This window comes from Cupriavidus sp. 01T418 (assembly GCF_056398885.1).
In genome coordinates this window covers 1-23583 of the sequence record NZ_JBFTQG010000019.1, presented here as the reverse complement: position 1 = coordinate 23583, position 23583 = coordinate 1, and the positions used below count along the sequence as shown (strand labels likewise).

Annotated in this window: 17 protein-coding genes and 3 pseudogenes; 10 read left to right on the top strand and 10 right to left on the bottom strand. The window is 57.6% G+C overall.

Annotation, left to right across the window (positions count from 1 at the left end):
- Positions 1-232: 232 nt before the first annotated feature.
- Positions 233-1381: a PIN domain-containing protein gene (locus AC1DQ3_RS19215; RefSeq protein WP_477121743.1), complete on the bottom strand. Its 1149-nt coding sequence runs from the start codon at positions 1379-1381 to the stop codon at positions 233-235.
- A 344-nt stretch (positions 1382-1725) separates the two neighbouring features.
- Between AC1DQ3_RS19215 and AC1DQ3_RS19210 the strand changes: the two genes are divergently transcribed.
- Positions 1726-2256 (top strand): hypothetical protein, encoded by a 531-nt coding sequence (locus AC1DQ3_RS19210; protein ID WP_477121742.1) that lies wholly within the window; start codon positions 1726-1728, stop codon positions 2254-2256.
- A gap of 727 nt (positions 2257-2983) precedes the next feature.
- A complete protein-coding gene (locus tag AC1DQ3_RS19205; RefSeq protein ID WP_477121741.1) occupies positions 2984-3580 on the top strand; it encodes a hypothetical protein in 597 nt (198 codons plus the stop codon).
- Positions 3581-3853: 273 nt separating this feature from the next.
- Here the strand turns inward: AC1DQ3_RS19205 and AC1DQ3_RS19200 are convergent, their stop codons facing one another.
- From AC1DQ3_RS19200 to AC1DQ3_RS19175, 6 genes are all read right to left on the bottom strand, one after another.
- Positions 3854-4054, bottom strand: coding sequence for a pyruvate kinase (locus AC1DQ3_RS19200; protein WP_477121740.1), 201 nt, complete (start codon positions 4052-4054; stop codon positions 3854-3856).
- Positions 4055-4086: 32 nt separating this feature from the next.
- Entirely contained in the window at positions 4087-5040 is a 954-nt protein-coding gene (locus AC1DQ3_RS19195; RefSeq protein WP_477121829.1) for a D-2-hydroxyacid dehydrogenase, read from the bottom strand.
- 332 nt (positions 5041-5372) lie between these two features.
- Positions 5373-6404, bottom strand: coding sequence for a Bug family tripartite tricarboxylate transporter substrate binding protein (locus tag AC1DQ3_RS19190; RefSeq protein ID WP_477121739.1), 1032 nt, complete (start codon positions 6402-6404; stop codon positions 5373-5375).
- A 74-nt stretch (positions 6405-6478) separates the two neighbouring features.
- Positions 6479-7435 (bottom strand): PDR/VanB family oxidoreductase, encoded by a 957-nt coding sequence (locus AC1DQ3_RS19185; RefSeq protein WP_477121738.1) that lies wholly within the window; start codon positions 7433-7435, stop codon positions 6479-6481.
- A 25-nt stretch (positions 7436-7460) separates the two neighbouring features.
- Positions 7461-8450 carry a Bug family tripartite tricarboxylate transporter substrate binding protein gene (locus AC1DQ3_RS19180; RefSeq protein WP_477121737.1) on the bottom strand — a complete coding sequence of 330 codons (990 nt, stop codon included), beginning with the start codon at positions 8448-8450 and terminating at the stop codon, positions 7461-7463.
- A gap of 83 nt (positions 8451-8533) precedes the next feature.
- A complete protein-coding gene (locus AC1DQ3_RS19175) occupies positions 8534-9235 on the bottom strand; it encodes a hypothetical protein (protein WP_477121736.1) in 702 nt (233 codons plus the stop codon).
- Between the two features lie 162 nt (positions 9236-9397).
- Here AC1DQ3_RS19175 and AC1DQ3_RS19170 point away from each other — a divergent pair, with 162 nt between their 5' ends.
- From AC1DQ3_RS19170 to AC1DQ3_RS19150, 5 genes are all read left to right on the top strand, one after another.
- Positions 9398-10249 (top strand): isocitrate lyase/PEP mutase family protein, encoded by an 852-nt coding sequence (locus AC1DQ3_RS19170; protein ID WP_477121735.1) that lies wholly within the window; start codon positions 9398-9400, stop codon positions 10247-10249.
- Positions 10222-11646, top strand: a complete 1425-nt coding sequence (gene leuC / locus AC1DQ3_RS19165; RefSeq protein ID WP_477121734.1) for a 3-isopropylmalate dehydratase large subunit — start codon at positions 10222-10224, stop codon at positions 11644-11646. Before AC1DQ3_RS19170 ends, leuC begins: the two co-directional genes overlap by 28 nt.
- Positions 11646-12257 carry a 3-isopropylmalate dehydratase small subunit gene (leuD, locus tag AC1DQ3_RS19160; protein WP_477121733.1) on the top strand — a complete coding sequence of 204 codons (612 nt, stop codon included), beginning with the start codon at positions 11646-11648 and terminating at the stop codon, positions 12255-12257. Before leuC ends, leuD begins: the two co-directional genes overlap by 1 nt.
- A 13-nt stretch (positions 12258-12270) precedes the next feature.
- On the top strand, positions 12271-12969 hold the full coding sequence (locus tag AC1DQ3_RS19155; RefSeq protein ID WP_477121732.1) for a GntR family transcriptional regulator: 699 nt from the start codon (positions 12271-12273) through the stop codon (positions 12967-12969).
- A gap of 196 nt (positions 12970-13165) precedes the next feature.
- Positions 13166-14329 (top strand): porin, encoded by a 1164-nt coding sequence (locus tag AC1DQ3_RS19150; protein ID WP_477121731.1) that lies wholly within the window; start codon positions 13166-13168, stop codon positions 14327-14329.
- Positions 14330-14473: 144 nt separating this feature from the next.
- Here AC1DQ3_RS19150 and tnpC read toward each other — a convergent pair.
- The 3 genes and pseudogenes from tnpC to AC1DQ3_RS19135 form a co-directional block, all read right to left on the bottom strand.
- A pseudogene (tnpC, locus tag AC1DQ3_RS19145) lies at positions 14474-15850 on the bottom strand (IS66 family transposase); the annotation flags it as partial.
- A 234-nt stretch (positions 15851-16084) separates the two neighbouring features.
- A pseudogene (locus AC1DQ3_RS19140) lies at positions 16085-16636 on the bottom strand (IS5 family transposase); the annotation flags it as partial.
- Between the two features lie 297 nt (positions 16637-16933).
- Positions 16934-17971 (bottom strand): tyrosine-type recombinase/integrase, encoded by a 1038-nt coding sequence (locus AC1DQ3_RS19135; RefSeq protein WP_477121730.1) that lies wholly within the window; start codon positions 17969-17971, stop codon positions 16934-16936.
- Between the two features lie 545 nt (positions 17972-18516).
- Here AC1DQ3_RS19135 and ltrA point away from each other — a divergent pair.
- The 3 genes and pseudogenes from ltrA to AC1DQ3_RS19120 all read left to right on the top strand — a co-directional run bounded on the left by ltrA (position 18517) and on the right by AC1DQ3_RS19120 (position 23194).
- Positions 18517-19824, top strand: coding sequence for a group II intron reverse transcriptase/maturase (ltrA, locus tag AC1DQ3_RS19130; protein ID WP_477121729.1), 1308 nt, complete (start codon positions 18517-18519; stop codon positions 19822-19824).
- 102 nt (positions 19825-19926) lie between these two features.
- Positions 19927-21503, top strand: a pseudogene (locus AC1DQ3_RS19125) (IS3 family transposase).
- A 914-nt stretch (positions 21504-22417) separates the two neighbouring features.
- Positions 22418-23194, top strand: a complete 777-nt coding sequence (locus AC1DQ3_RS19120) for an enoyl-CoA hydratase (RefSeq protein WP_477121728.1) — start codon at positions 22418-22420, stop codon at positions 23192-23194.
- The last annotated feature ends 389 nt before the right edge of the window (positions 23195-23583 follow it).

Below are 23583 nucleotides of genomic sequence, written 5' to 3'. Positions count from 1 at the left end.
TTCAAATGAACAGAAGATGGCACGGATACGTGCCTAACTCGAGTATTCTTGCACGCGCTTGATAGCTAAGCTGATGACAATTCAGGGGGCAACCGCTTCCCGGGGCGGTCTTGCGGATTGATCTGCGAAGTGCGAAAGGACGCAATTGTCCGTTCCGACTACTCTACCGGCTGAACGCTCCTCAACCTGGACGACCATTCTAGAGCAAGAAGCGGACGGCCGTTATGGGTGGCTATTCACGCCAGTCATTGTCATCATGGTCGTCGGGTAGGACAGTGCCGAAATCCACAATGTACGAGTCCACCTTTGCACTCGCCTCCACAATATCGTCCTCGCTGAGTTGAAGACTCTTGCCCGACCGAAGTTCCTCAATATCGAAATGGAAGAAGATGTCCGCTTCGACTTGCTCCGATGCCTCGTGGCGAGAACCACCTAGTCCGACGTAGTCCTTGTCCATTGAGTCATAGATGCTGAACTGAAACGTGGCGCTGCAATCTACCGAGGCTTCGACCCTTAGTCGGACAACTGCTGTCTCGTCTTTGACCGAAAGAAGGTCGGTAGAGTGCACTTGAAGCGAGTCGCCGTCGATAGCGACTTCAACATCTTCTTCTTCGAAAGACAGATGTGAATCGGCTTCAATAATAGGACTTCGGCGCTCGATCTGGTCTTGAAAGACGTCTCGAATCTTGTCACCCAAGCCCCCTGAAGCGATAAGCTTCTGAACAGCGCTTTCTACTAGCCTCGAGACCGATTCGTCCGTAATGCAAGCGGAAGCGGCAGAGAGCACGAGTTCAAGGTCATCAACGCAAATGAGCTGATCGCTAGTATCACAATAGCTCTTCCAGTCTCCGTCGTTCGAGATGCAGAGCACCTTCGCGTTCTCTGCCTTTGCCCATTGTTCAATGCTAAGCAGCGCTATCGCATCGGGGAACTCTGTCTTTTTCTTTTCTCCAAACGGCGGTTCACCCTTGAAGTATTTGTCCAGCATGGACTGGAGGGTATCTTCGCCGGTCGGCTTGATAACGATAGCACCTGTCCTTTCAACAAAAGAACCGACATCCGCCCGCGCGTCCCTAGGCCGGGCTGCAACTTCTTTCGTCAACGCTTCAGATAGATGGGGTGAGACAAGACCGGCAATCCGATTCAAGGCTTTGCCGTCTTCTTGTGTAGCGTCGGTGTACTTCTTGTCCAGATACTTATGAATTTCCCGAAGCACCACGTCTGAGATAATAAACCGCAGATTGGCGACGCCAAGCTGAGGGATCAGGCTCATGGCTTCGGACTCGAGGTTTTGCTGCTGCCGGTGGAATATGTTGGTATCGATGGTGACTGCACGGATTGTTCCGTTCTGAAACGCTTCTTCAAGCTGACTCTTGTCCATGGGGTTCCAACGTTCGGTGGGCGCTCTCGGGAATTCGACACTATACGTCACATCCAGGTGATTGACGGGGAGGCTAAACTCCGCGCTCCGCGTGGCGACCTATCCTGCCTAAATTTTCGCCTCAAATGCCCCGCGGTCAATATTAAACAGCACGCACCGATTCTCGCCGATACAGGGAGGACCTTCGCGCCTGGTGTCGCGGCCGCCCAATCGTTACTGCACGCAGATCGTTCTGCGAAGAATGCGCCGGGGACGCCTCTGGCAAAGATAATGTCCTCCGTTGACCGGGAGTCATGGTGCTCTCATCAATCTATATCTTATGGTCCAAACATCGACGGCACGCAATGAAGCTGGCTGAATTCGCCGAGGAACAAATAGCTGCAAAGGAACTCCGCAACGCCGCTTACCACGAAGCGGGTMACAAGGTGCTCTGGGAGCATTTCGGCGGCGCCGGAGACGCGGTCATCTGGAAAAACCAGAGCGGCAATATAGAGGAGGTTACTTGGCTCGGGCAGTTCCGTCCTCGGACCTGTCCCGAGAATATGCATAAGATTGCGATAGGGCAGGGCTTCTTTGCTCATGAGCTGCCTGCGAATTGGAAGGTGCTCGTGGGCATGGCCGGTTTGTTGGCCGAGGCCATTTTGAGCGGTGAAACAGACGATGCTGGCGCGACGGTGGACATCCTGTTCGCGCGGATTTGGAGTGGAGACGCCTCCGACTCGGACCTCGCATTCATGGGTATTACCGACATCGATAGTTGCGCACTGATCTACGAAGTCGTCGAGGAATGCGTGTGCCTGCTTCGCGAGAAATGGGCGGACGTGCAGCGAGAAGCAGGGTATCTAATTGCCATGCAGGAACCTTTCAGAGCCTAGATTTCCTCAAGTCCATGGCATCCCACCGAACGGCAGACCTTGTCTGCAAAACAGGGGTGTCTATAAACAGGCCTGCGAGCCCGGTTGTTGCGTCGGTCAACATGGTCAGCTTCGAGCACGTTACTGCGGCCGTGGCCCGGCGAGTCCGCGCTAAGGGAAACTCTCGCATGCGTGCGTGGTTTGTCAACCTCATAACACCTTAACAGGCTGCTGAAATAGCTCGAGCGGTCGTCAGCGCGACGACCAACTAAAGCATTGATTTGAGGACCCCATCCAAACCTACTTTGATGCGCAGATGTAGGAGGCCGATATCAAGGATGGCCGGCCCAGCATCGCGCCGGAGATCATCGGCTGTCGATGGATGATCCAGTTTGGGTGCCAACGGTCTTCACCAGGTTGCGCGGGATGCGCCGGCCTTCAGGCCGGTGAGGGATAGCGCAACCCGGTGAACGAAGGGCAGCCAAGGACGGCGTGGTCGTGAGCGTACGGGCCGCGGAAGCTATCAGCGTACCCGGATCGTCCCAATACAAAAAAAGTTGGTGCCGCTCCACTGCGAGAACGACTCCTATTGGTTCGAAGTATTCCGCTCTCGCACACGCCAGAGCAGGGCGCGGAGCCCTTTTGCTCAAATCATGCCTCCTCGCCAAACCTACACTCTTATGCAGGCAACACAAGCCTGTGCGAGCCGCCGATCGGCATGGCTCGCAGCCCAATCCGGTTACAGAGCATGAATACTAAAAAATCAAACCAACAAATCACCGTAGACGTCTATGAGGAAGTCGGCGACAACGTCGTCGCTTATATGGTGGACTGCGGGCTGAAGGATACCGACGTTGAGTCCGGCGTGCTCCAATTCGCATTGGAGCACGCGTACAAGCCGCTTCCGCGATTTTGGCGCGACTTCCAATTGCAGCCCGTGATTAGTGCCGTTTCGAAACAATATCCCTCCTGGACTTCCGTTGCTTTGCGACGCGACAGGAATGGGCAAAATGTGTTGCGTGAAGTCAAGAAGTATTTGAAGCGAAGCGCATTCGATGAGGCAAACGCAGAAATGCTGATGGCCCTGCCGCCGCTGGCGCGCCCAACGACTGCTGAGGACGCCTTGGAGTGGATTTGCACGCAGTTCTGGAACGAGGGCCTCGACGCCAAGCTCAAGTATGCTCGATGGATAGGCCTCGATTGCGGTGAGGAGGCGCTCGAACTTGCGCATTGCCTTGAACAGGCTGCTGCGGGCGTTGAATACACGACCGGTGCCGCCCAATTCGCTCGCCAGTATCGAGACCAGTGCATCGCGAAGCGCCGGGCCGCCCTTACCAAGGCTTGACTTCCTCCTCGCTCTGAAGGGACGAGGATTCCTGGGCCGCTACGCGGCCAGGTGCAGCGCCGGTGAGACGCTGCGATTCGAAGTGTCGACCCAGTGCTGTTTTTTCCAGCGGCATGCGACAGATATTTCAGAACGCGAGCAACGACGGTGGCGATGGCTCGGCAAACCAAACATCCCTCAGAGTCCCGGCACGAATTCGTTCCGCCACAGCTGACGCGCCCAAGCTACCCTTGAATGAATCGGGGGCAACCAGAACACGAAATCCGGTGCGGCTCATACCGGAACTCCTTCGGGAACGGCTGCCCCATCGACAAGCGCCGATTTCGGTAGCCGCTGACGGCTATCATGAGCCCCGTGGCTGAAGTTAAATCGAAATACATCGGATCCAACTGCGAACAGCGAGCGAATGGAGTCTTGGGCTGACGTCGCGGTCCCCAACGTTTCGACAATCTTTGCTCTACGGTAGCGCCTCATGGTGTTCGCCATTTTCGGGCTTCAAGGTCTCGTCAAATTATTATGTTGCGCGGGCTACCTTCCACGAACGCAGCAATGTTGCCGAACAACTGGTCGGTCAGACCTTGCACCGCCTCATCGCTGGCCCAGGCAACGTGGGGCGTCAGGATGAAGTTCGGCTCATCCTTCAACTGATTGAACGGATGGTCTTCGCCCGGGGGCTCCTGAGTGGCGACGTCGAAGCCCGCCCCGGACACCTTTCCTGCCTTCAACGCATGTACAAGCGCGGATTCGCTCACAAGGCCCCCGCGTGCCGTATTGATGAGCAGGGGACGCTTTTCCATCATGTCGAACTCCGCGGAGTCGATAAGGTTGCGCGTCTGAGGCGTCAGCGGGCAGTGCAGTGTGATAACGTCGCTGCGACGGAGAACTTCTTCAAACGGCGTGTACAAAGGACCCATGTCATTGCGTCCCTTGTAGGCGGAGAAGAGAGGCTGCATGCCCAGCGCACGAGCCAGCGCAGCAACGGACTGGCCCAGCACACCATCACCGATGATGCCTAGTACCGAACCATGCAGGTCTTTGATGGGGTAATCGAAGAAGCAGAACGTCCCAGCCTCCTGCCAGCGACCTTTCCGCACCGCATCGTGATATGCGGTCAGGCTGCGGCGCAGCGCGAAAATCAACGCGAAGGTATGTTCAGGAACCGTGTGGACGGCGTAGTTGCGGATGTTGGAGACGACAATGCCACGCGCCGTGCACGCCTTGAGGTCGACGATATCCGTTCCGGTCGCCGCGACGGCGACAAGCTTTAGCTTCGTCGCTTTCTCTAGCTGCTGGCCTGTGAGCTTCACCTTGTTGGTAATGACGACATCAGCGTCAGCGATGCGCTCCGTCACTTGTTTATCTGCCGTCTCATCGTGGAGGATAAGCTCATGCGAGAAGGGCAGCGTCTTGAGCGTCGTCTGCGGGGAGATGGTCGAACGGTCCAGGAATACAATCTTCATGGGAATAGGGCCGGGATACGAGCAGAGGTGAATGTTGCGCGGGCCGTATTGCGACTCGGCAAAGTGATGGTACGGATATCGGGCAGCATTGCCGCCCGAGTTTGGACCAATTTTCATTTCGGTCTTCAACATGCTGGAACATGTTGGGGCGTGACCCGCGCCTAGTCTGCTCCCGCGCCTTCAGCTTATCCTGGGCGAACTCATCATCAAAACCTGGTGCGCCTGGTTGTCGGCCCTTCGACAACGGCTCGCTTGGCACCGGGGTTCTACGACCGACGCTGGCGTTTCAGGTGGTTGGCTTCCTGGCTTTAGGGCGGGACGAGGCGAACGCGTTAGTCAAGGGGATACTTCTTGACGAGCGTATCCCAGTATTCGGCGTCGCGCCGGACCTGTGCTTCGAACTCCTGAGTCGAGTTCACCAGTGGCTCTGATCCTGCGAGGGTAATTGCTTTGACCACCTCGGGATCTTTGACCACTTCCCGAAGCGCCGAGACCCATGCTTCACGAATTGGGAGAGGCGTACCCTTTGGCGCGAACAACCCGAACCAGGTTACCCCTTGAAACTGTGGAAAACCGGACTCGGCGGCTGTTGGGACCTCGGGAAGGGCCGCAGCCCGTTTGGGTGCCTGCGTCGCGAGGATCTTGAGCTTGCCAGCCTTGTAGTGCGGCAACGACGCCGTAATTCCTGTGAAGGACATCGTCACGTGGCTTGCAAGCAGATCGGCTACGACCGCGCTCGAGCCCCTGTAGTTCACAACGATCAGATTAGGCAGACCACCCTCCGACCTCAGTTGCTTAGCCCAGACTCGCGCCAGTGTCTCGCCCGCACCGATAGAGCACGGTTCGGGGGCAGTCTTGCAGTAGGCAACAAGCTCCTTCATTGACTTGGCCGGCACCGCGGGATTCGCGGTGACTAACACGTGAGACTGCACTACCGCGCTGACCGGGTCGAGGCGCGTGATGGGGTCGCTCCCCTTTAGGCCCGGGAGATGCTTCGTGACGACGAGTGCGGGAATCTGCATGAGAAGGGTGTGGCCATCGGGTTTTGCCTCCATAACCTTTCGAGTTCCGATCAGCCCGTCAGCACCCGGGAAATTCTCCACAACAACCGGTTTCCCCCAGAGCGCGCCGAGCTGTTTGCTCACGGCCCGGGCTGTCATGTCTGCACCTCCGCCCGGCGTATATGGCACGATGATTGTTACGGGATGATCAGGCTTCCAAACTGGCTTCGGAGCGTCTGCCGCAAAGGCAGTAGTACCGAGGGCGATTAGAGCAATTACCGGTGTCAGTGCTAGTCGGCTTGCTAACTTCATGTACATATAAGTCTCCTTCTCCCCTGTTCCGAACGGTGTTCTGGATTTCATTGAGTTTTCATGGGCATCCGGAGCAGTCGCTTCCTGCGCGAGCTGCGGTCCGCCGCCACGCGTTAGGTCATGCCTTAGATATCTAGCACTAGCATCGCGCTCTTGGCGCGCGAGCAGCACGGAGTAAACTGGTCATGCCTGCTCTTCTCTTCCGCGGTCAGGTATAAGTCACGATGCTCGCATTCGCCTTCCAAGACACGTGTCAAACAGGCGCCGCATACGCCCTGCTCGCAAGACGTAGGTACGTCAATGCCTGCGGCTTCAAGTGCCCTTACGACTGTCTGACCCGCCTCAACCGTCAGGACTCTCCCGCTGGTAGCGATCTTCACCTGGAATGGGCTGTCATCACTTGCGTCTTGCGTAGCCGCACCGAAGTACTCGGAGTGGATCTGCTCGCCGGGAAGTCCGACCGATTTTGCGCCCTCCAATACAAAATCAATGAAGCCCGTGGGACCGCATACATAGATGTGAGTGCCTGTAAGCTCCGTTCCAATTGCCGCGGCCAATTCCAGCTTTTGTGCGTTGTCGCCGTCGTCAAAGTGGAAATGCACGTTGTGAGCGAACTGTGAAGCCGCAATCTCGTCACGAAAAGCCGCGCGCTCAATAGAACGCGCGCAGTAGTGCATGACGAAGTCTGCTCCAATGGTCGCTAGCCGCTGCGCCATACAAAGTAGGGGGGTGACACCAATGCCTCCGGCGAACAGAATGGTGCGCTGGGCATGTACGAGTGGAAAATGATTGCGCGGTTCGCTGATAGTCAAGAGATCGCCTTCCGCTACCTTGTCGTGCATGGCCACCGAGCCACCGCGTGTTGCCGGATCTCGCAGCACGGCAATGCGATACCGATTCTTCTCGTCAGCGTCGCTACACAGGGAGTACTGCCGTATGAAGCCACCGGGGGTATGCACATCGACGTGTGAGCCGGCGCTGAATGGCGGCAAGTGGCCCCCATCCGCACGGCCCAGTTCAAAGCTTGCAATGTCTACAGCTTCCTGCTTTTTGCGCAGGACTTTTACAGTTAGTTCAGTCATCACGTTGTTGCGATAGTTTGTGAGATCAATCCAGCTTCGCCCCAGAGTCCTTGATTCCCTTCGCCCATTTGACGGCATCCGTCTTGAGCATCTGCGAGAAGTCGGTTGAGCTGTTACCGATTGGTGTTGCGCCCTGGGCGGCATAGACACTACGGACCTCTGGCATGCCCAAGGCACTGGCGACATCGGCGTTGATCTTGGCGACAATGCTTTTCGGCGTTCCCGTCGGCGCGACGAGGGCTCCCCAGGCAGTCAACGGGGCAAACTGTGGTAGCCCGGCATCGCGGTAGTTTGGAGTCGATTGAAGCAGGGTTGAATCACTTTGCCTGTCGACCGCCAGAACGCGGAGCTTTCCATCCTTGACGTACTGGGAAGCGACACCGGTGGGTAGAAGCATTGCTCCCACTTGGCCGCCGATCAAGTCAGTGATGGCAGGCCCGGCTCCCTTGTAGGGGATATGCCTGACGTCGATACCGGCGGCTCGGTTCAGAAGCTCAAAGTTGATATGAGCTGCCGACCCGTTTCCGGGGGAGGCGTAAGTCAAGTCGCCTGATCTTGATTTGGCGAGCTCGATGAACTCACGCAACGTCGCTGCATGCACAGTCTTATTCACTGCAAGTGCATAGGGCACGGAAAACAGCATGGTCACGGGCTCAAAGTCTCGCGCCGGGTCATATGGCAATTTTGAGTACAGCGAGGGGTTCGCGACCAATGTGGCTTCTGTCGTAAACAGCAGGGTGTATCCATCGGCCGGGGCTTTCGCTACGGCTTCGGCTCCTATTGCCGTATTGGCACCGGGTCTGTTATCAACGACAACCGGTTGTCCCCATTTCTCGGAGAGTTTGGTTGTCACGGCGCGTGTGAGCACATCACCCGTCGTTCCTGCGCTGACTGGCACGATGACACGTACAGCGTGCGAAGGAAAAGCTTGTGCATTAGCAACGGAGGCGATGGCGGCGGTTATGAGTGCCGCTCCTGCCGTAGCTTGAATTCGACAAAACAGATCAACGGACATGACACGATCTCTTGGTCAAGTGTGGAGCATGCCGGGCCTAACCGGTCAATGCTCGCGGTTCAGGAGAAGTAGCGAGTTATTTGCTAGGCGCTGCGAGGGAACTGAAGGATCAGTACCTCACATTCTTCGCTTGTCGCTGACATGTGAAGAGGACCGTCGTCGGGCTCGAGGAACAGGCACGACTGATATGGAAAGTGTCCGGCGTGACATGCCATAGCGCCCTTTACAACGACGACGTACTGGCCGCCGGAGTTCTGGGGTGAAGGCGCAACTCCGTCTACGCCTGCCGCTATCCGCAGTTGGTACACCGCAAGGCCGTCTGCCTGTGGTTCGAAAATTTCGGTGATCGTTACGGGGTTCGGAGATTCCGTCTCGCGTACTGGTGACTGCAGCGACCTTCCACGAGGGCGCAGCATCTTCTCCCTGGCTCCGGGCATCGTGTGATGTTCCGAAGTGCTCTTCGCGCGCAGTGTGAAGAAACTCAACTGCGTGTCACCAGCACCGAAGGCGCCGTAAGGTGTATAGGCGTCAGCGTACTGTACGTGTACCCCAGAAATTGAGTGGCGCTCGAAGTAAGTGCCATCACTGCCGAAGAACACTTGGAACTGATTCACCGGATGGAAGTGTGATTGCACAGACTTGCCTGGGGGGACGGTTGCGAGGTAGGCCTGTGGGCCGCCGTCCCCGGCATCCTTAGCTGCACCAATGAAATTTAGGACAGTGAATGTGAAGTCCTCGTATGTCTCGTTCATCACTCGTGCATCGCGCCGCGCTATTGCGAACATTCTTGTCTCCTCCTTGAAACGGTGCGTAGGTTATAAAATTGTAGGACAAAAAAATGATTGTCGCGGCGCAACTAGGTGTAAGCCCCTATAAAAAGCGTCTTGTTAGCTATTTTATGGAGAGAAACTTGTAGAAGATAAACTTATTGTCCTACAATACAGCGCATGGCACCTACACACGAACTTCGATCCCTACTCGCCGGCCCGCGCATCGTCGTCGCTCCCGGCGCATTTAATGGAATGACCGCCAAGCTGATAGAGCAGGCCGGCTTTCCTGCGGTCTACATGACCGGCGGTGGTACATCTATTGCCTACGGATTCCCAGACCTTGGACTGCTTACGCAGACAGAGATGGCCGAAAACGCAGGTGTGCTCGCTCGCACTGTCAATGTACCGGTGATCGCCGATGCAGACACCGGATACGGCAATGAACTGAATGTCATTCGAACGGTGCGCGAGTTTGAGCGGCGCGGGGTCGCGGGGCTGCACCTGGAAGATCAGGTTTCCCCCAAGCGTTGTGGTCACATGGATGGTAAGCAGGTAGTGCCGCGCGCCGAATGGTTGGCAAGTATTCGAGCGGCAGTTGGTGCTAGGGCAAGTGAAGATTTCCTGATAATTGCTCGTACCGACGCTCGCTCAGTTCTGGGGGTCGACGAAGCAATCGCCCGGGCAAATGCGGCGCTGGATGAGGGCGCCGACATGGCCTTTGTGGAAGCCCCAGAGTCCTTCGAGGAAGTCGAGTCGATTCCGAAGAGGGTTCAGGGGCCATGCGCAATCAATATCGCGCCTGGTGGACGCGGTCCTGTCCCTACGGTGGAACAGGCTGAAGAAATGGGCTATCGCTTGGCCTTGGTGCCGGGGCTGCTCATCATTGCGAGCATTGAGGCTTGCGATAGCGCACTAAGCGAACTCAAGGCAGGGCGTTATCCTGCAACGCCATACACCGGCATGAAAATCGGCGAAATGTTTCGCCGTTTTGGAGCTGACGAGTGGGACGCACTAAGGCAGAAGTTGTGAGCAAGACCCTATTCGAAAAGCTATGGGATGCGCACGTCATCCGGGATTACGGAGACGGCTGGTCTCTACTGCATGTCGACCGAAGTCTTATCCATGACCTGTCTGGGCCAGACGCATTTCGCTCGGTTCGGACGCGTGGTTTGCTTCCATCGAATCCTGAACTCGCCGTCGCGACGCCGGACCATGCTGTATCTTCCCAACCTGGCCGGGGCGGACGTACCTCGGAGATAGGCGCGCCGTTGTACGACCAGCTTCGTCAGGGCGCACGTGAGAATGGTATCCAACTCCTCGATATCGGGTCGGGAGCGCAAGGCATCGTTCACGTGGTTGGGCCGGAAACTGGATGGGTCCTTCCTGGTCTCACGGTGGCATGCGGGGATAGTCATACGTGCACCAATGGGGCGCTTGGCGCCCTGGCAATCGGAATTGGTACGTCCGAGGTGGCTCATGTGTTAGCCACCCAGACGTTGCGGTTGAAGCGGCCCCGCAACATGCGAGTACGCATCGAGGGCAGGCTGGCTAAAGGCGTTGCGCCGAAGGACGTGATTTTGTACGTTATCCAGACGCTTGGTACGGCCGCCGGCGTTGGATACGCTGTCGAGTTCTCGGGCTCCACCATTCGCGACATGTCTGTGGAAGGGCGTCTGACCATCTGCAACATGGCTGTCGAACTGGGTGCTCGATTCGGCGTCATTGCACCTGACCAGAATACTTTTGAATATCTGAAGCATCGTCCCTTTGCTCCGACCGGCACGTTATGGGGGCAAGCAATCGAAGCTTGGAGTGCCTTGTTCAGCGATCCGGATGCCGATTTCGATCGGGAGGTCTGTCTCGATGCCAGCCACATCTCTCCCACGATAACCTGGGGAACGAGTCCCGAGCAGGCGATTCAAATCGATGCGCCATTGCCGCGGCCCGAGGATGTTGAAGATGGCGCGCAGCATGCCGCAATGCTTGCGGCATTCGAGTACATGGGGCTTCGGCCCGGTCAACTACTGTTAGGAGAAAAAGTGGACTGGGTATTCATTGGCTCGTGCAACAACTCGCGACTTTCTGATCTTCGTAGTGCAGCTGAGATCATCAAGGGACGAAGTGTTGCCGAACACGTGCAGGCGTGGGTCGTTCCCGGCTCTGAAGAGGTCCAGCGCCAAGCGGAAGCAGAGGGCTTGGACCTGATCTTTCGTGCCGCTGGATTTGAATGGCGAGATGCAGGATGCAGTATGTGTGCCGCCTCCAACGGCGAACGCGTGCCACCGTTGGCGCGATGCATTTCGACTTCCAACCGCAACTTTGTTGGCCGCCAGGGACCACGAGCCCGCACGCATCTCGCCAGCCCGCAGACTGCTGCGGCTGCGGCAGTGGCAGGCGCCGTGGTGGACGTGCGGAGGTACCTCTAATGCAGTCATTCACAATCGTGAACGGATTGGCTGCGTCGCTGCCTTTCACGAATGTCGACACCGATGTCATCATTCGCATTGAGCGATTGACGCAATTGGAGCGATCAGAGTTAGGGCACTTTGCGTTCGAGGCATTGCGTTATCGCGAAGATGGCACCGAGAACCCCGACTTCGTGCTGAACAGACCGCCATGGCGTACGGCGTCGATCCTGGTAACTGGTCCGAATTTTGGTTGCGGATCTTCGCGTGAAGCAGCCGTATGGGCATTAGTCGGTGCGGGGATTCGCTGTGTGGTCGCCTCAAGCTTCGGAGAAATCTTCTACGACAATTGTTTCCAGAATGGAGTTCTGGCTATAAAGCTGCCCGCCGCCTCAACGGATTATCTCATGAAGCTAGCGAGTGACGGCGCGCAATTCGAAGTTAACCTTTTCTTGCAGCAAGTGCGTTCCGGCGACACTGTGGTGCCATTTGAGGTTGATCCATGGCGTCGGGATTGTCTCTTACAAGGCCGAGACACCATTGAACTAACACTGCTGGAACGAACGTCGATAGCCGCTTGGCAAGCCGAAGACCGTTTGTGTCGCCCATGGGCCTGGCTGTCACAAAAATAGGAATGATCTGGATATGGAAGAGCAACCAACCAGGGAAGCTGAATCCTCGTCGAGGACAGCGCTGCTTGTGGCACAGCTTCGTCATTCGATCGAACAGGGATTGCTGTTGCCAGGCCAACGCCTTGTGGAAGCAGACCTCAGGAAAGAATACGGAGTAAGCCGTGGCCCCGTTCGGGAAGCTTTCGCTCGTCTTTCTGCAGAAGGCCTGGTCGACCTGATACCCAATAAGGGTGCCGTTGTTCGACGAATGGGGCGCCGGGATCTCGCAAACATCATGGCGATTCGCGAAGCGCTTGAGGGGCTGGCGGCCGGACTAGCGGCGCGAAATATCGATATCGGAGACCATCGGAGCAGGCTAGAAGCTTTTAGCCGCGAAGGACGCCTCGGAGAGCAGAAATCTGCCGAGGACTTTCTGGTTGAAAACGAAACGGTTCATACGATGCTCGTCTCCTTCGCTGACAATCCACAGTTGTCGGACTTGATCGATCGAATGCGCCTTCAGGCGTTTCCACGCCGTATGTCAAGCAGTCTGAACAACGAAGAGTACCGACTTGCTTCATCCCGTGAACATCGCTCAATTGTTCACGCGGTTCTGTCTGGAGACGAGTTCTCTGCGCGACAGGCCATGCAAAAACACCTGGCCAATGCGAGCGAACGGCTGCTCAAGGCGATGGTTGAGGACGCCCCGATACCCATAGATAAGCAGGCTTAACCGGGACAGTAGCGACGCTGCTTTACCTACGGAACTGTACCTTAGTCGGGTACGGAGAGGTGGATTGTTTTCTCGAATTTCTTGACGTGAGCCGTCGTATCACGACTATATGACCAGACGCTCGGACAACAGAGCGAACACACGTACTGCGAAGAACTACGGAAATGAAATTTCCGAAAATATAAGGAGGAGACAAATGAAGCTAAATTATATGGTTGTCGCCACATCCCTCGTTTGCTCCAGCGCCGCGATCGCGCAGTCGAGCGTAACGCTGTATGGCGTGGTAGATATCAACGTGGAGTATGCCAATCATGTTGGCGTTGTTCCTACTGCCGCTAACCAGTTCAACCGTGGCCCTTCCAATGATGTCATCCGATTGAACTCCGGTGGGTATTCCGGATCCCGTTGGGGTATCCGTGGAACGGAAAGCCTTGGTAGCGGACTGAATGCGGTATTTGTACTGGAAAACGGTTTTGCACTCGACAACGGAACGCTTCAGCAAAGCGGCCGCATGTTCGGGAGGCAGGCATTTGTCGGCTTGCAGAAGGAGGGGATGGGGCAGTTTAGTATGGGTCGTCAATACAATTCAATGTTTGATGCGATGGCAAACTTTGTGCCAGTGGCATACGCCGCACAGTACGAGCCAGGGGTCTTGATGACCGGCCCAAATTTTCGGCAGGACAACACCGTCAAGTACTCCGGCCAGTTTGGCGCAGTATCGGCGGTCGCACACTGGTCCTTTGGTACTGGGGTAGCCTTGCCTCAGACTGTGGGTGTGGCCACGCCAATTGGTGGGAATGGCGAAGTACCAGGCCAGTTCCGGCGTGACACTGCATATGGCGCGGGTGTGACATACCAAGCGGCGGATCTTGGCGTCAGCGTTGCCTACGATCAGTGGAATCCAACTATCGGTACTAGTAGCGGGACACTAAAGAAAGCGGCAGTGGGTTCGAGTTACGCTTTCGGTCCGGTTAAGATCATGGGGGGCTATCGCTGGGCCCAGAGCAAAAATACAGCGGGACAATTGATTCAGCGCGATGACTTCTACTGGGTAGGCGCGAACTATCGACTCACCCCGTCTATTGGGCTAACTCTTGAATACAACTACGACAACGTGAAGAGCTTGTTCGGCGACACTCACGTCGCGAATCCCTGGCAAATTGCATTCGTCGCGAACTACTCATTTTCCAAGCGAACGGATCTATATCTAAGTACTGCATATGCTAAAAATGCGGGCCTAATGATGGAGTCGTTGGCAACCGCATATGCCAACAGCCTTTCATTGGGTAACAGCTACACACTTGGCAACGGTCAAAACAATATGATTGGCGTTGCCACCGGTATCCGGCATAAATTCTGAAATTCTTTCAAGGATAGTAAAAAATTTTTGTCTTACATTCACCCGAGACGAGCGAGATATTGGTGAATCGCGTGAACTGCGTAACGGCCCGGTCAGCACCGTCGTTGACGGTGCTGGATGAATCACTGTTGGCGTAGCAGGGAGCTAGGGAGCGGGCGCGTCGAGGGACGGCAGTTCGGCAGCAACGGCCCAGGGCAGGAGTTCGGCGATCCGATTGATGGGGTGATCGGCGATGCGGCCCAACACATAACGCAGGTACGCTTCCGGGTTGACGCCATTGAGCCGGCAAGTGCCGATGAGCGTGTACATCGCGGCAGCCCGTTTGCCACCGCTGTCGGCACCAGCAAATAAAAAATTCTTGCGGCCCAAAGCGACGGCGCGCAGCGCGCGTTCGGCGCTATTGTTGTCGATCTCCAGACGCCCATCCTCGGCGTAGCGCGTGAACGCCTGCCAGCGCTTGAGCGCATAAAGGATGGCGGCCGTGGTATCGGATTTGCGCGAGAGCTTGGCCGCCGTCTCTTCCAGCCAGGTCTTGAACGCCGTCAGTCGCGGCGCCGCTTCCCGCTGCCGGATCTTCCGACGCAGGTCTGGCGGTTGCCCGCGGATCTCCCGCTCGATGTCATAGAGCTCGCCGATTCGTGCCAACGCCTGGTCGGTGACGGCGTTAGGGCGTACCACATGTAGCTCGTGGAACTTGCGTCTGGCGTGAGCCCAGCAGGCGGCTTCCTGCACCCGCCCGGACTCGTAGACAGCATTGAAGCCAGCGTACGCATCGGCCTGCAGCGTGCCAGTAAAAGACTGCAGATGGCGCTGAGGGTGCTCTCCCTTGCGGTCCGGCGAGTAGGCGAACCACACTGCCGGCGGTGCGGTATCGGCGGCGGGACGGTTGTCCCGCACATAGGTCCACAGCCGCGCGATCTTCGTCTTGCCGTTACCTGGCGCCAGCACCGGGATCGGCGTATCGTCGCCATGCACTTTGATGCCACCCATTACATGGTCCCGCACGGCTTCCACCAGTGGGGTGAGCAACGCCGAGCAGCCACCGACCCAGTCACCCAGCGTGGATTCAGGCAACTCGATGCCTTCGCGTTCCCAGCGGGCGCACTGGCGATACAGGGGCTGGTGGTCACAGAACTTCGAGACCAGGACATTGGCCAGCAGTCCCGGGCCGGGGATGCCACGGTCGATAGGCCGGCTCGGTGCGGGAGCTTGTACGATGCGATCACAGCCGGTACAGGCGAGCTTCACGCGCCGGTGCCGGATGACACGCAGCCGTGCGGGCACCAGCTCCAGTTGCTCCGACACGTCTTCGCCAAGTACCGTGAAGGGGCTGCCACATGCGCAGCACGTGGTCTCGGCTGGGGTGTGCACCACGTCTTCGCGCTCGAGGTGCGCGGGTAGCGGATTGCGCCCACCGTTGGCACCGGCGCTGCGCACGCGTGGCGCACGTAGCGCCGCCGCGCCCTCGTCGGTCTGCAGTTCCTCGAGTTTGAGTTCGAGTTGCTCGATCTGCCGGTCCAGCAGCGTCGTCGCGGTTCGTTGCGGAACGTACGTCCGATAGAGGTCGCCATAGCGAGCACAGATGCCCATCTAACCATTGATGGGCATCTATTCTCCTTAGGGAAGTGCTGATCAATGAGGTTTTCGCTTGATGTTGCACAAGCCAATGACCGGGGTTTTCGCAATGTGAGAGAGATCGGCCGATTCAAGCCGGTTTTCTCTCGTTTCGCGCCTTTCCTGGCGCGCTTTGCGCGCTCAGGACGGACTGCTCCCCCGCAGCGCCAACAACTGCTTTTTAGCCAGCACCAGATTCGCCAGACCAAACAGGCTGAACAACTGCGCTGTGTTCTTGACCAGACCCTTGTAGCGAACCTTGCGATGACCAAACAGATTTTTTATGGCGTGGAATGGATGCTCGACCCGCGCCCGAATCCGGGCCTTGGCTCGCTCGACGCCGATCAGCAAGTCCTTGATGGCGCCGTCACGCATCGCCTTGATCTTGCCGCGCTTGACGGCCACTTGCCACTTAACGGACTTGCCTTGCATCTCGTCGCGCTTCTCCACGCCCGTGTAGCCCGCATCGCCAAACACGTGCTCTTCGTGGCCGTGCAGCAAGGCATGCGCCTGCGACACATCCGACTCGTTCGCCGCGGTGCCCACCATGCTGTGTATCAGCCCCGAAGCCGCATCCACGCCGAGATGGGCCTTCATGCCAAAGTGCCACGCATTACCTTTCTTGGTCTGGTGCATCTCCGGGTCGCGGCCCTTCTGCTTGTTCTTGGTCGACGGTGGCGCCTCGATGATGAGGTCTGGCTCGAGTAGACCGATGGGGCAACATGCCGACTGGCGGAATCTCCGTGCGGCTGTCGGTTGCACTGCGGTGGCGAGCAAAGCCGCGCACGAAACAAAGGCGTCTGGCCCATTCTGCGGGTTGAACCGACGGATGTTGCGCCCACTCGAGAGCGAGGCCAGTGCTGATGTGCTCGGCTTGCCGAGTCTCCATGAAGCTGACGAATCGGGGCAACTGCAAGCCAGCATCGTGCATCTTGAAGCCCAGGCTGCGGCGCAGTTCAAGGTACTCCTGGAGTGCATCGCGAAGCGTGTTCATCGCACACCTCCCGGCCACGGCATGGCTAACGTACGGAGAGTACAGAGGTCCACCTTCGCGTAAAGGCTGGTGGACTGCGGGCTACGATGACGAAGCACCCGTCCGATCTCGGGCAGCGACGCGCCGAGTTGTAACATGCGAACAGCGAGAGCATGCCGGAATTGGTGAGAGCCGCGGTGCGGCGCAGCGACCCGGGCACGGTTGAGCGCGTGGCGCACGATCGTGCCGATTCCGTCTGAGCCCTCCATCAGCCCGCGTATCGGCGCTACGGATCGAAGGAAGAGATGCCGGTCTGGACTCCTTGGACGCCCACGCCTCAGATACGCGGCGATTGCCTCGCCTACGTCGGCGGTCAATGGCAGGAAACTCTCCCGGCCGCCCTTGCCACACACGCGCAATTGACCCCGGTCCCAGTCGACGTCATCTAGCGTCAGCCTGACGACCTCGCAGGCTCGTAGCCCCAGTCGCGCCAGAAGCAGAAGCACGGCGCGATCGCGTCGGCCCACCCCGGTCCGGCGGTCGCAACTATCGATCGCGGGCTGTGCGTGTTCGGGAGAGATGGCTCTGGGGATTGGGGGCGTGCTCGCCCAACTGGCCACCGCTGGCACGCTTGCGGCAAGTGCCACGGTGACCTCTCCCCGAAACTGGGCGTAGCGAAAGAAGGACCTCAATGCCTTGACGACATTCTTCAGCGCAGCAGGTCCCATGCGCTTTGCCTCGCTCTGAACGAAAGCGCTGGCGTCGGTCGCGCGAACGTCATGCAGGCAGATCTCTCCTTGAGCGAACCGCCACACCAGGAATTTGCGTGTCAGCCTTGCATAGGTTTCAACGGTCACAACGGCTAATCCCTGATCACGCCTCAAGGACTGCGCGAACTCCTCGGCAACGTGGTCAGCGGCAATTGCGCGCGCTTTCCCAGCAGGACACACTCCCTGATCGCGCAGGAAGCGGATCAACAACTCCAAGCCGTGCCGTTCACGGCGTTGCGTCTCGGAGCATCGCGATCGATGTCGTGAACGAAAGCGCTGATACATTGCGATATCGTCGTCCTTCAACGTATGAAAGGGAATGCCCCCGGTGTCAGACTAGTTGTCGGTGTGCCAAGAAGGAAAGCGACAGTTTGTCGTCGTACATGCTGTATCCGTGATGAGGGTAGGCCCCTCGGTTTCGCCGATCAGGCGGTGATACCAAACCACCCAGAGCTGCTTCCGTTAAGAGCGGTTGTGGTGAGCGTCTAGGGAAAAGGCGGGATGAATCTCGTCAGGTAGGCTAGAAGGAGGCGAACGCAAGTGAACCATCGAAGAAGTGTCGATAATTGCAACGATGTCAAAACCGAGGGCTCGACAACACCTCGGGATCAGTCAGACGGCAGCCTGGAGGTGGGTCTGACGGCATCCGGCATAGAGATGGCGCGACCTTCCTGCAGGCATGGATACGGAACTTGGGAACCTGTCGTCTCGATGCTAAGGGAGAAGCTCAAGCGGAGAACCCGTGAGAGTCAGAGTACCAATGCGAGGCACAGGGGCGGAGTCATGCGTAGTAGCGTTGAAAGGGTTGTAATGACCTCTGGAGCGAAGGCGTGACCTTGTCTGGCGGAGATCACAGAACAACCGCGATGCGGGAGGATTCCGGGGTTGATGTCAAGTCGTTCGAAATACCCAAGCGGTTGATTTGGGAAGCTTGGAAGCGCGTGGCCGCCAATCAAGGAGGGCCGGGCGTGGACAGGGAAAGTATTGAAGTATTCCGAAATCGCTTGGCGAGAAATCTATACGCCCTGTGGAATCGAATGAGTTCGGGGAGTTATTTTCCTCAGCCGGTCAAAGAGGTGCTGGTTCCGAAGGGGGATGGGTTCCGCCCTCTCGGGATACCGACGATCACGGACCGAGTGGCTCAGATGGCGGTCAAGTTAATGGTTGAGCCGGGAATCGACGCGATATTTCATTCATCGTCGTTCGGTTATCGTCCTAACAAATCGGCGAAGCAAGCTGTGGCGCAAGCGAGAAGGAACTGTTGGCGCTACGACTGGGTAGTCGATATTGATTTGAAATCCTTCTTTGACACCATCGACCACGAGCTCCTCAGACGTGCGGTAGAAAAGCATGTCACGGAGCCATGGGCACGACTCTACATTAGACGCTGGCTAGAGAGCCCGGTGCAGAAGCAAACCGGGGAACTGGTTGCTCGGGATAGAGGCACTCCGCAAGGCGGGGTGATCAGTCGATTGTTGGCGAACCTCTTTCTTCACTATGCGTTTGATCGATGGGTCCAGACTGAGCATCCGGAGGTGCCGTTTGAACGGTATGCCGACGATGTCGTCTGTCATTGCAGGACGAAGCAGCAGGCGGAGAAGTTCCTGTCGGTCTTGAGGGAACGGCTTACCGCTTGTGGACTTTTGCTACACCCGGAAAAGACACGCTTGGTTTACTGTAAAGATGGACGACGTCGGGAGGAACATACCCATACTAAGTTCGACTTCCTTGGATTCAGCTTTCACGCTCGGACGGTACAAGACCGAGCGGGAGACTTGTTCACCGGATTCGGACCTGCGGTAAGTCAAAAGGTGCTAACGCGAATGTCTCAGGCCATCAGAAGCTTGAGTCTCAATCGAAGTACCTCATTGACGCTGCCCGAACTGGCGCAGCGCATAAACCCGATGGTACGGGGATGGGTGAATTACTACGGTGCCTTCTATCCGGAGCCGCTAAAGCGGTTCTTGATCAGAATAGACTTACGGCTTGGAAGGTGGGCGCGAAACAAGTACAAGCGGTTGAGAGGACACAAACGGCAATCCTGGGCGTGGCTCAAGCGTTGTCGGGAAAGTCTTCCTCAGCTATTCGCGCACTGGGATTTCTGTTTCGAAGAACGGCGGACAAGAGGAGCCGTATGAATCGAGAGATTCACGTACGGATCTGTGAGAGCCTGAGGGGGCAGTTCCCTCGGGCCACTCGACCCTCTGAATTTTCTTAATTTCAAGAATCAGAGGTGTAGATTGAAGGCGAAACAAACGTATTCTGTCGAGTTCAAGGAGCAGGCGCTGTCCAAGGTCCTGCAGCGCGGGAGCCGTACCGTTGGATCCGTGGCAGATGAATTAAATGTGAACGTACTGACATTAAGGAGGTGGATGAGAGATAGCGCCGCTGCGAGTCGGAGTTCGGGCTCTGAACATGCTAAACGTCCAGATGACTGGTCGCTGGAAGAAAGGCTGCTGGCCTTGCAGGAGAGCCACGGGCTGGTCGACGAAGCACTGAACGCGTGGTGTCGAGAGCGGGGCCTCTTTGCTCATCATCTCGCACAGTGGCGGGTGGACTTTTGCGCCGTCGGCGGGACCGGTAGCCGGCGCGAGAACGTCCAGGAAGTCCGGGACCTGAAGCAGGCCAATGTGCAACTGCAGCGCGAATTGAACCGCAAGGAGAAGGCGCTGGCTGAAGCCGCGGCTCTGCTGGTGCTGCAAAAAAAGTATCGTGCGTTGTTCGAGGGCGAGGCCGAATGACGACCCTTGAAGAGCGCAAAACATTGATCGGCCTGATCAGCGAGGCGACCCTGGCCGGGGCTCGCCAGACATCCGCGTGTGACATGCTTGGGTTGAGCTCGCGTACCGTGCAGCGCTGGCAGAGCGGCGAGCCTGACGCGGTGGACGGGCGCTCGTTACGGCACCATGAGCCCTCTCACAAGCTTTCCGCCGCTGAACGCGCCGAGCTGCTGGCGGTCGCAAACTCTGCCGAATTCGGTCATTTGCCACCGAGCCAGATCGTGCCTCGACTGGCTGACCAGCAACGCTATATCGCCTCGGAATCGACTTTCCACCGAGTACTGCGGGAAGAGAGGCAACTCGCTCACCGGCGCAGCGAGCGACCGGTCAACGCACGCAGCAAGCCACGCGCCGTCTGTGCCGACGCGCCGAACCAGTTGTATAGCTGGGACATCACGTACCTGCCAACAACGATCCGTGGGCAGTACTTTTATCTGTATCTCTTTATGGATGTGTTCAGCCGCAAGATCGTCGGCTGGCAGGYCTATGCCGAGGAGAGCAGCGCCCAGGCCAGCGAGGTCATCAAGGATCTCTGCGCGCGTGAGGCAATACAGCCCGGCCAGGTGGTTCTGCACTCCGACAACGGCGGCCCGATGAAGGGGGCCACGATGCTAGCTACCTTGCAGGCCCTGGGCGTGATGCCGTCATTGAGCCGCCCGGGCGTGAGCAACGACAACCCTTTTTCTGAATCGTTGTTCAAAACCCTGAAGTACCGACCTGCTTATCCGCTGGAGGCGTTCGATACCCTGTTCGCGGCCCGCACCTGGGTCACAGAACTGGTGCGCTGGTATAACCACGAACATCGCCACAGCGCGATCCGGTTCGTAACGCCGGCCCAGCGCCATGCCAACCTAGACCAGGACATTCTGGATCGCCGCGCGATGCTCTACGAGACGGCACGGCGGCGTCATCCGCTGCGCTGGAAAGGCCCAACGCGCAACTGGAAGCGCATCCATGCCGTGCATCTTAACCCGGATCGGGCCGATCACCATGGGGGCATCCAACCGCATCACAACCAGGAGCGCAAAGCTGCCTGAAACTTATTCGCGGAGGCGACAACTAGCTTGAAAATTTCCGGGTGTTCAATCAGGACGCACGTCGGAGAGTCGTGCTCGGTGAGTTCTGGATGCAACAACAGCCAGCGCGCAAGTATGTTCTCAAACTCATAGGGGACGTCCTCCAGGTAAAGGTAGGTTTCGTTCCCGTGGCTGAAGTTGGGGAAGACCAGCTGGCAGCCAAGTCGAAAGGAGTCTTAGTTTCTGCTGGAGCGCCATAGGCGATGGTGGGGCGTTAGCCTGTATCTCGTTATTGGATTCCAACGGTGCTGGCGGGAGGAGTGATTCCAACGACTGCAGTCAACGGTGGTTCCTTTCGGCTCCACTTCCTCGATTTTGCGCGAAATACCCTCAGTTCCCTCGTGTCGGTGGCAAGAGACTCCTCGCCGTCGAAAAAGTGCCTTATTGAGCTTGTGCGGTTCGCGGCGGGGGTATTTCTCGGACAGTTCCACGATGTCAAACTGTGTTGGGAGAGCCATGATGATGTGTATCGCCGCCCATGTATCTCGCGGCCTTGGGTTGGACCAGAGGTGCAAGCCTTCGTGAAACTCAATGCCGTGCAAGACAAACTTCCTTCCCATGAATCATTCGTCGTGACAGGATCGCCCAATCCAACGTCTTACTAGATCTAACCTTATAAGATGCTCCGGCCGTCGGTCAATGTGCGCAGGCATCGATTGCAAGGTGGATCGCAAGTGTCTTAAGGTGCCCCTGAAGTTATGTGGCACGAATTGCGTCAACTCTCGAATTAGGTGGCAGAATAGCCCGCGAGGCAGATGGCCAGGGTCAGCGTAAGTCATTGATTTTTATAGATTCACACTCTTGATTTCAGTGGCACGCGACACGAGTATCGTCTCGCTGGGTAACGAATCGATCTACATCCAAGAGGAGAACACATGCCGTACGAGAACATTCTGGTGGAGACGCGTGGCCGCGTCGGCCTGGTGACGCTGAATCGCCCCAAGGCGCTGAACGCGCTCAACGACGCGCTGATGGATGAGTTGGGCGCCGCGCTGCTCGCCTTTGACGCCGACGAGGGCATCGGCAGCATCGTGATTACCGGCAGCGATCGCGCCTTTGCCGCGGGCGCCGACATCGGCATGATGGCCAAGTACTCCTATATGGACGTGTACAAGGGAGATTACATCACCCGGAACTGGGAAGCGATCCGCCGCATCCGCAAGCCGGTGATCGCGGCGGTGGCCGGATACGCGCTCGGCGGCGGCTGTGAGCTGGCCATGATGTGCGACATCATCATTGCTGCCGATACCGCCCGCTTCGGCCAGCCCGAGGTCAAGCTGGGCACCATGCCCGGCGCTGGCGGCACCCAGCGCCTGCCGCGCGCGGTCTCCAAGGCCAAGGCCATGGACCTCTGCCTGACTTCCCGCATGATGGATGCGGCCGAAGCCGAGCGCGCCGGGCTGGTGTCGCGCGTGGTGGCCGCCGACAAGCTGCTCGACGATGCCATGGCCGCCGCCGAGACCATCGCCGGCTTCTCGCTGCCCGTGGTCATGATGATCAAGGAGTCGATCAACGCCGCTTACGAGACCAGCCTTTCCGAAGGCGTGCATCTGGAGCGGCGCCTGTTCCACTCGACCTTCGCGACGGAAGACCAGAAGGAGGGGATGGCGGCATTTGTGGAGAAGCGAGCGGCCAATTTCCAGCATCGCTGAAAACTTGATAGGGAAATACCCGAGTAACTTCATCGGGTATTCTCTATCCAAAGGTGGCGGGGAAGGGCATATTTTCTTTATGGATCAATAGCTTGGTCGACCGCCTTCCAAAGGGCCTTGCATACTCGTGTGACAAAACGATTGCCAAGGTGGAATGGCTCCCTTATAGTTCGCCCCCTCGCAACACGAACACCGGGCGGCAACGCAGACGGGACAAGGGTTGCGGGGGTTGGCAGGGTGGTTGGCGGCGCCGCAGGCGCGGCGAACGGAAGTCAAAAAACCTGTTGACGAAACGCGGATTGCTCTTCATAATCTCGTTTCTCTGCTGCGGACAACGCAGCGACGCGGTAAGCAAAGCGAACCGGGTGCCGTTCTTTAACAAACAAACA

Bases quoted from the DNA above. Each gene is read 5' to 3' on its own strand.
- AC1DQ3_RS19215 (WP_477121743.1), bottom strand. From the start codon at position 1,381: ATGGACAAGAGTCAGCTTGAAGAAGCGTTTCAGAACGGAACAATCCGT.
- AC1DQ3_RS19205 (WP_477121741.1), top strand. From the start codon at position 2,984: ATGAATACTAAAAAATCAAACCAACAAATCACCGTAGACGTCTATGAG.
- AC1DQ3_RS19200 (WP_477121740.1), bottom strand. From the start codon at position 4,054: ATGAGGCGCTACCGTAGAGCAAAGATTGTCGAAACGTTGGGGACCGCG.
- AC1DQ3_RS19195 (WP_477121829.1), bottom strand. From the start codon at position 5,040: ATGAAGATTGTATTCCTGGACCGTTCGACCATCTCCCCGCAGACGACG.
- AC1DQ3_RS19190 (WP_477121739.1), bottom strand. From the start codon at position 6,404: ATGAAATCCAGAACACCGTTCGGAACAGGGGAGAAGGAGACTTATATG.
- AC1DQ3_RS19185 (WP_477121738.1), bottom strand. From the start codon at position 7,435: ATGACTGAACTAACTGTAAAAGTCCTGCGCAAAAAGCAGGAAGCTGTA.
- AC1DQ3_RS19180 (WP_477121737.1), bottom strand. From the start codon at position 8,450: ATGTCCGTTGATCTGTTTTGTCGAATTCAAGCTACGGCAGGAGCGGCA.
- AC1DQ3_RS19175 (WP_477121736.1), bottom strand. From the start codon at position 9,235: ATGTTCGCAATAGCGCGGCGCGATGCACGAGTGATGAACGAGACATAC.
- AC1DQ3_RS19170 (WP_477121735.1), top strand. From the start codon at position 9,398: ATGGCACCTACACACGAACTTCGATCCCTACTCGCCGGCCCGCGCATC.
- leuD (WP_477121733.1), top strand. From the start codon at position 11,646: ATGCAGTCATTCACAATCGTGAACGGATTGGCTGCGTCGCTGCCTTTC.
- AC1DQ3_RS19155 (WP_477121732.1), top strand. From the start codon at position 12,271: ATGGAAGAGCAACCAACCAGGGAAGCTGAATCCTCGTCGAGGACAGCG.
- AC1DQ3_RS19150 (WP_477121731.1), top strand. From the start codon at position 13,166: ATGAAGCTAAATTATATGGTTGTCGCCACATCCCTCGTTTGCTCCAGC.
- AC1DQ3_RS19135 (WP_477121730.1), bottom strand. From the start codon at position 17,971: ATGTATCAGCGCTTTCGTTCACGACATCGATCGCGATGCTCCGAGACG.
- AC1DQ3_RS19120 (WP_477121728.1), top strand. From the start codon at position 22,418: ATGCCGTACGAGAACATTCTGGTGGAGACGCGTGGCCGCGTCGGCCTG.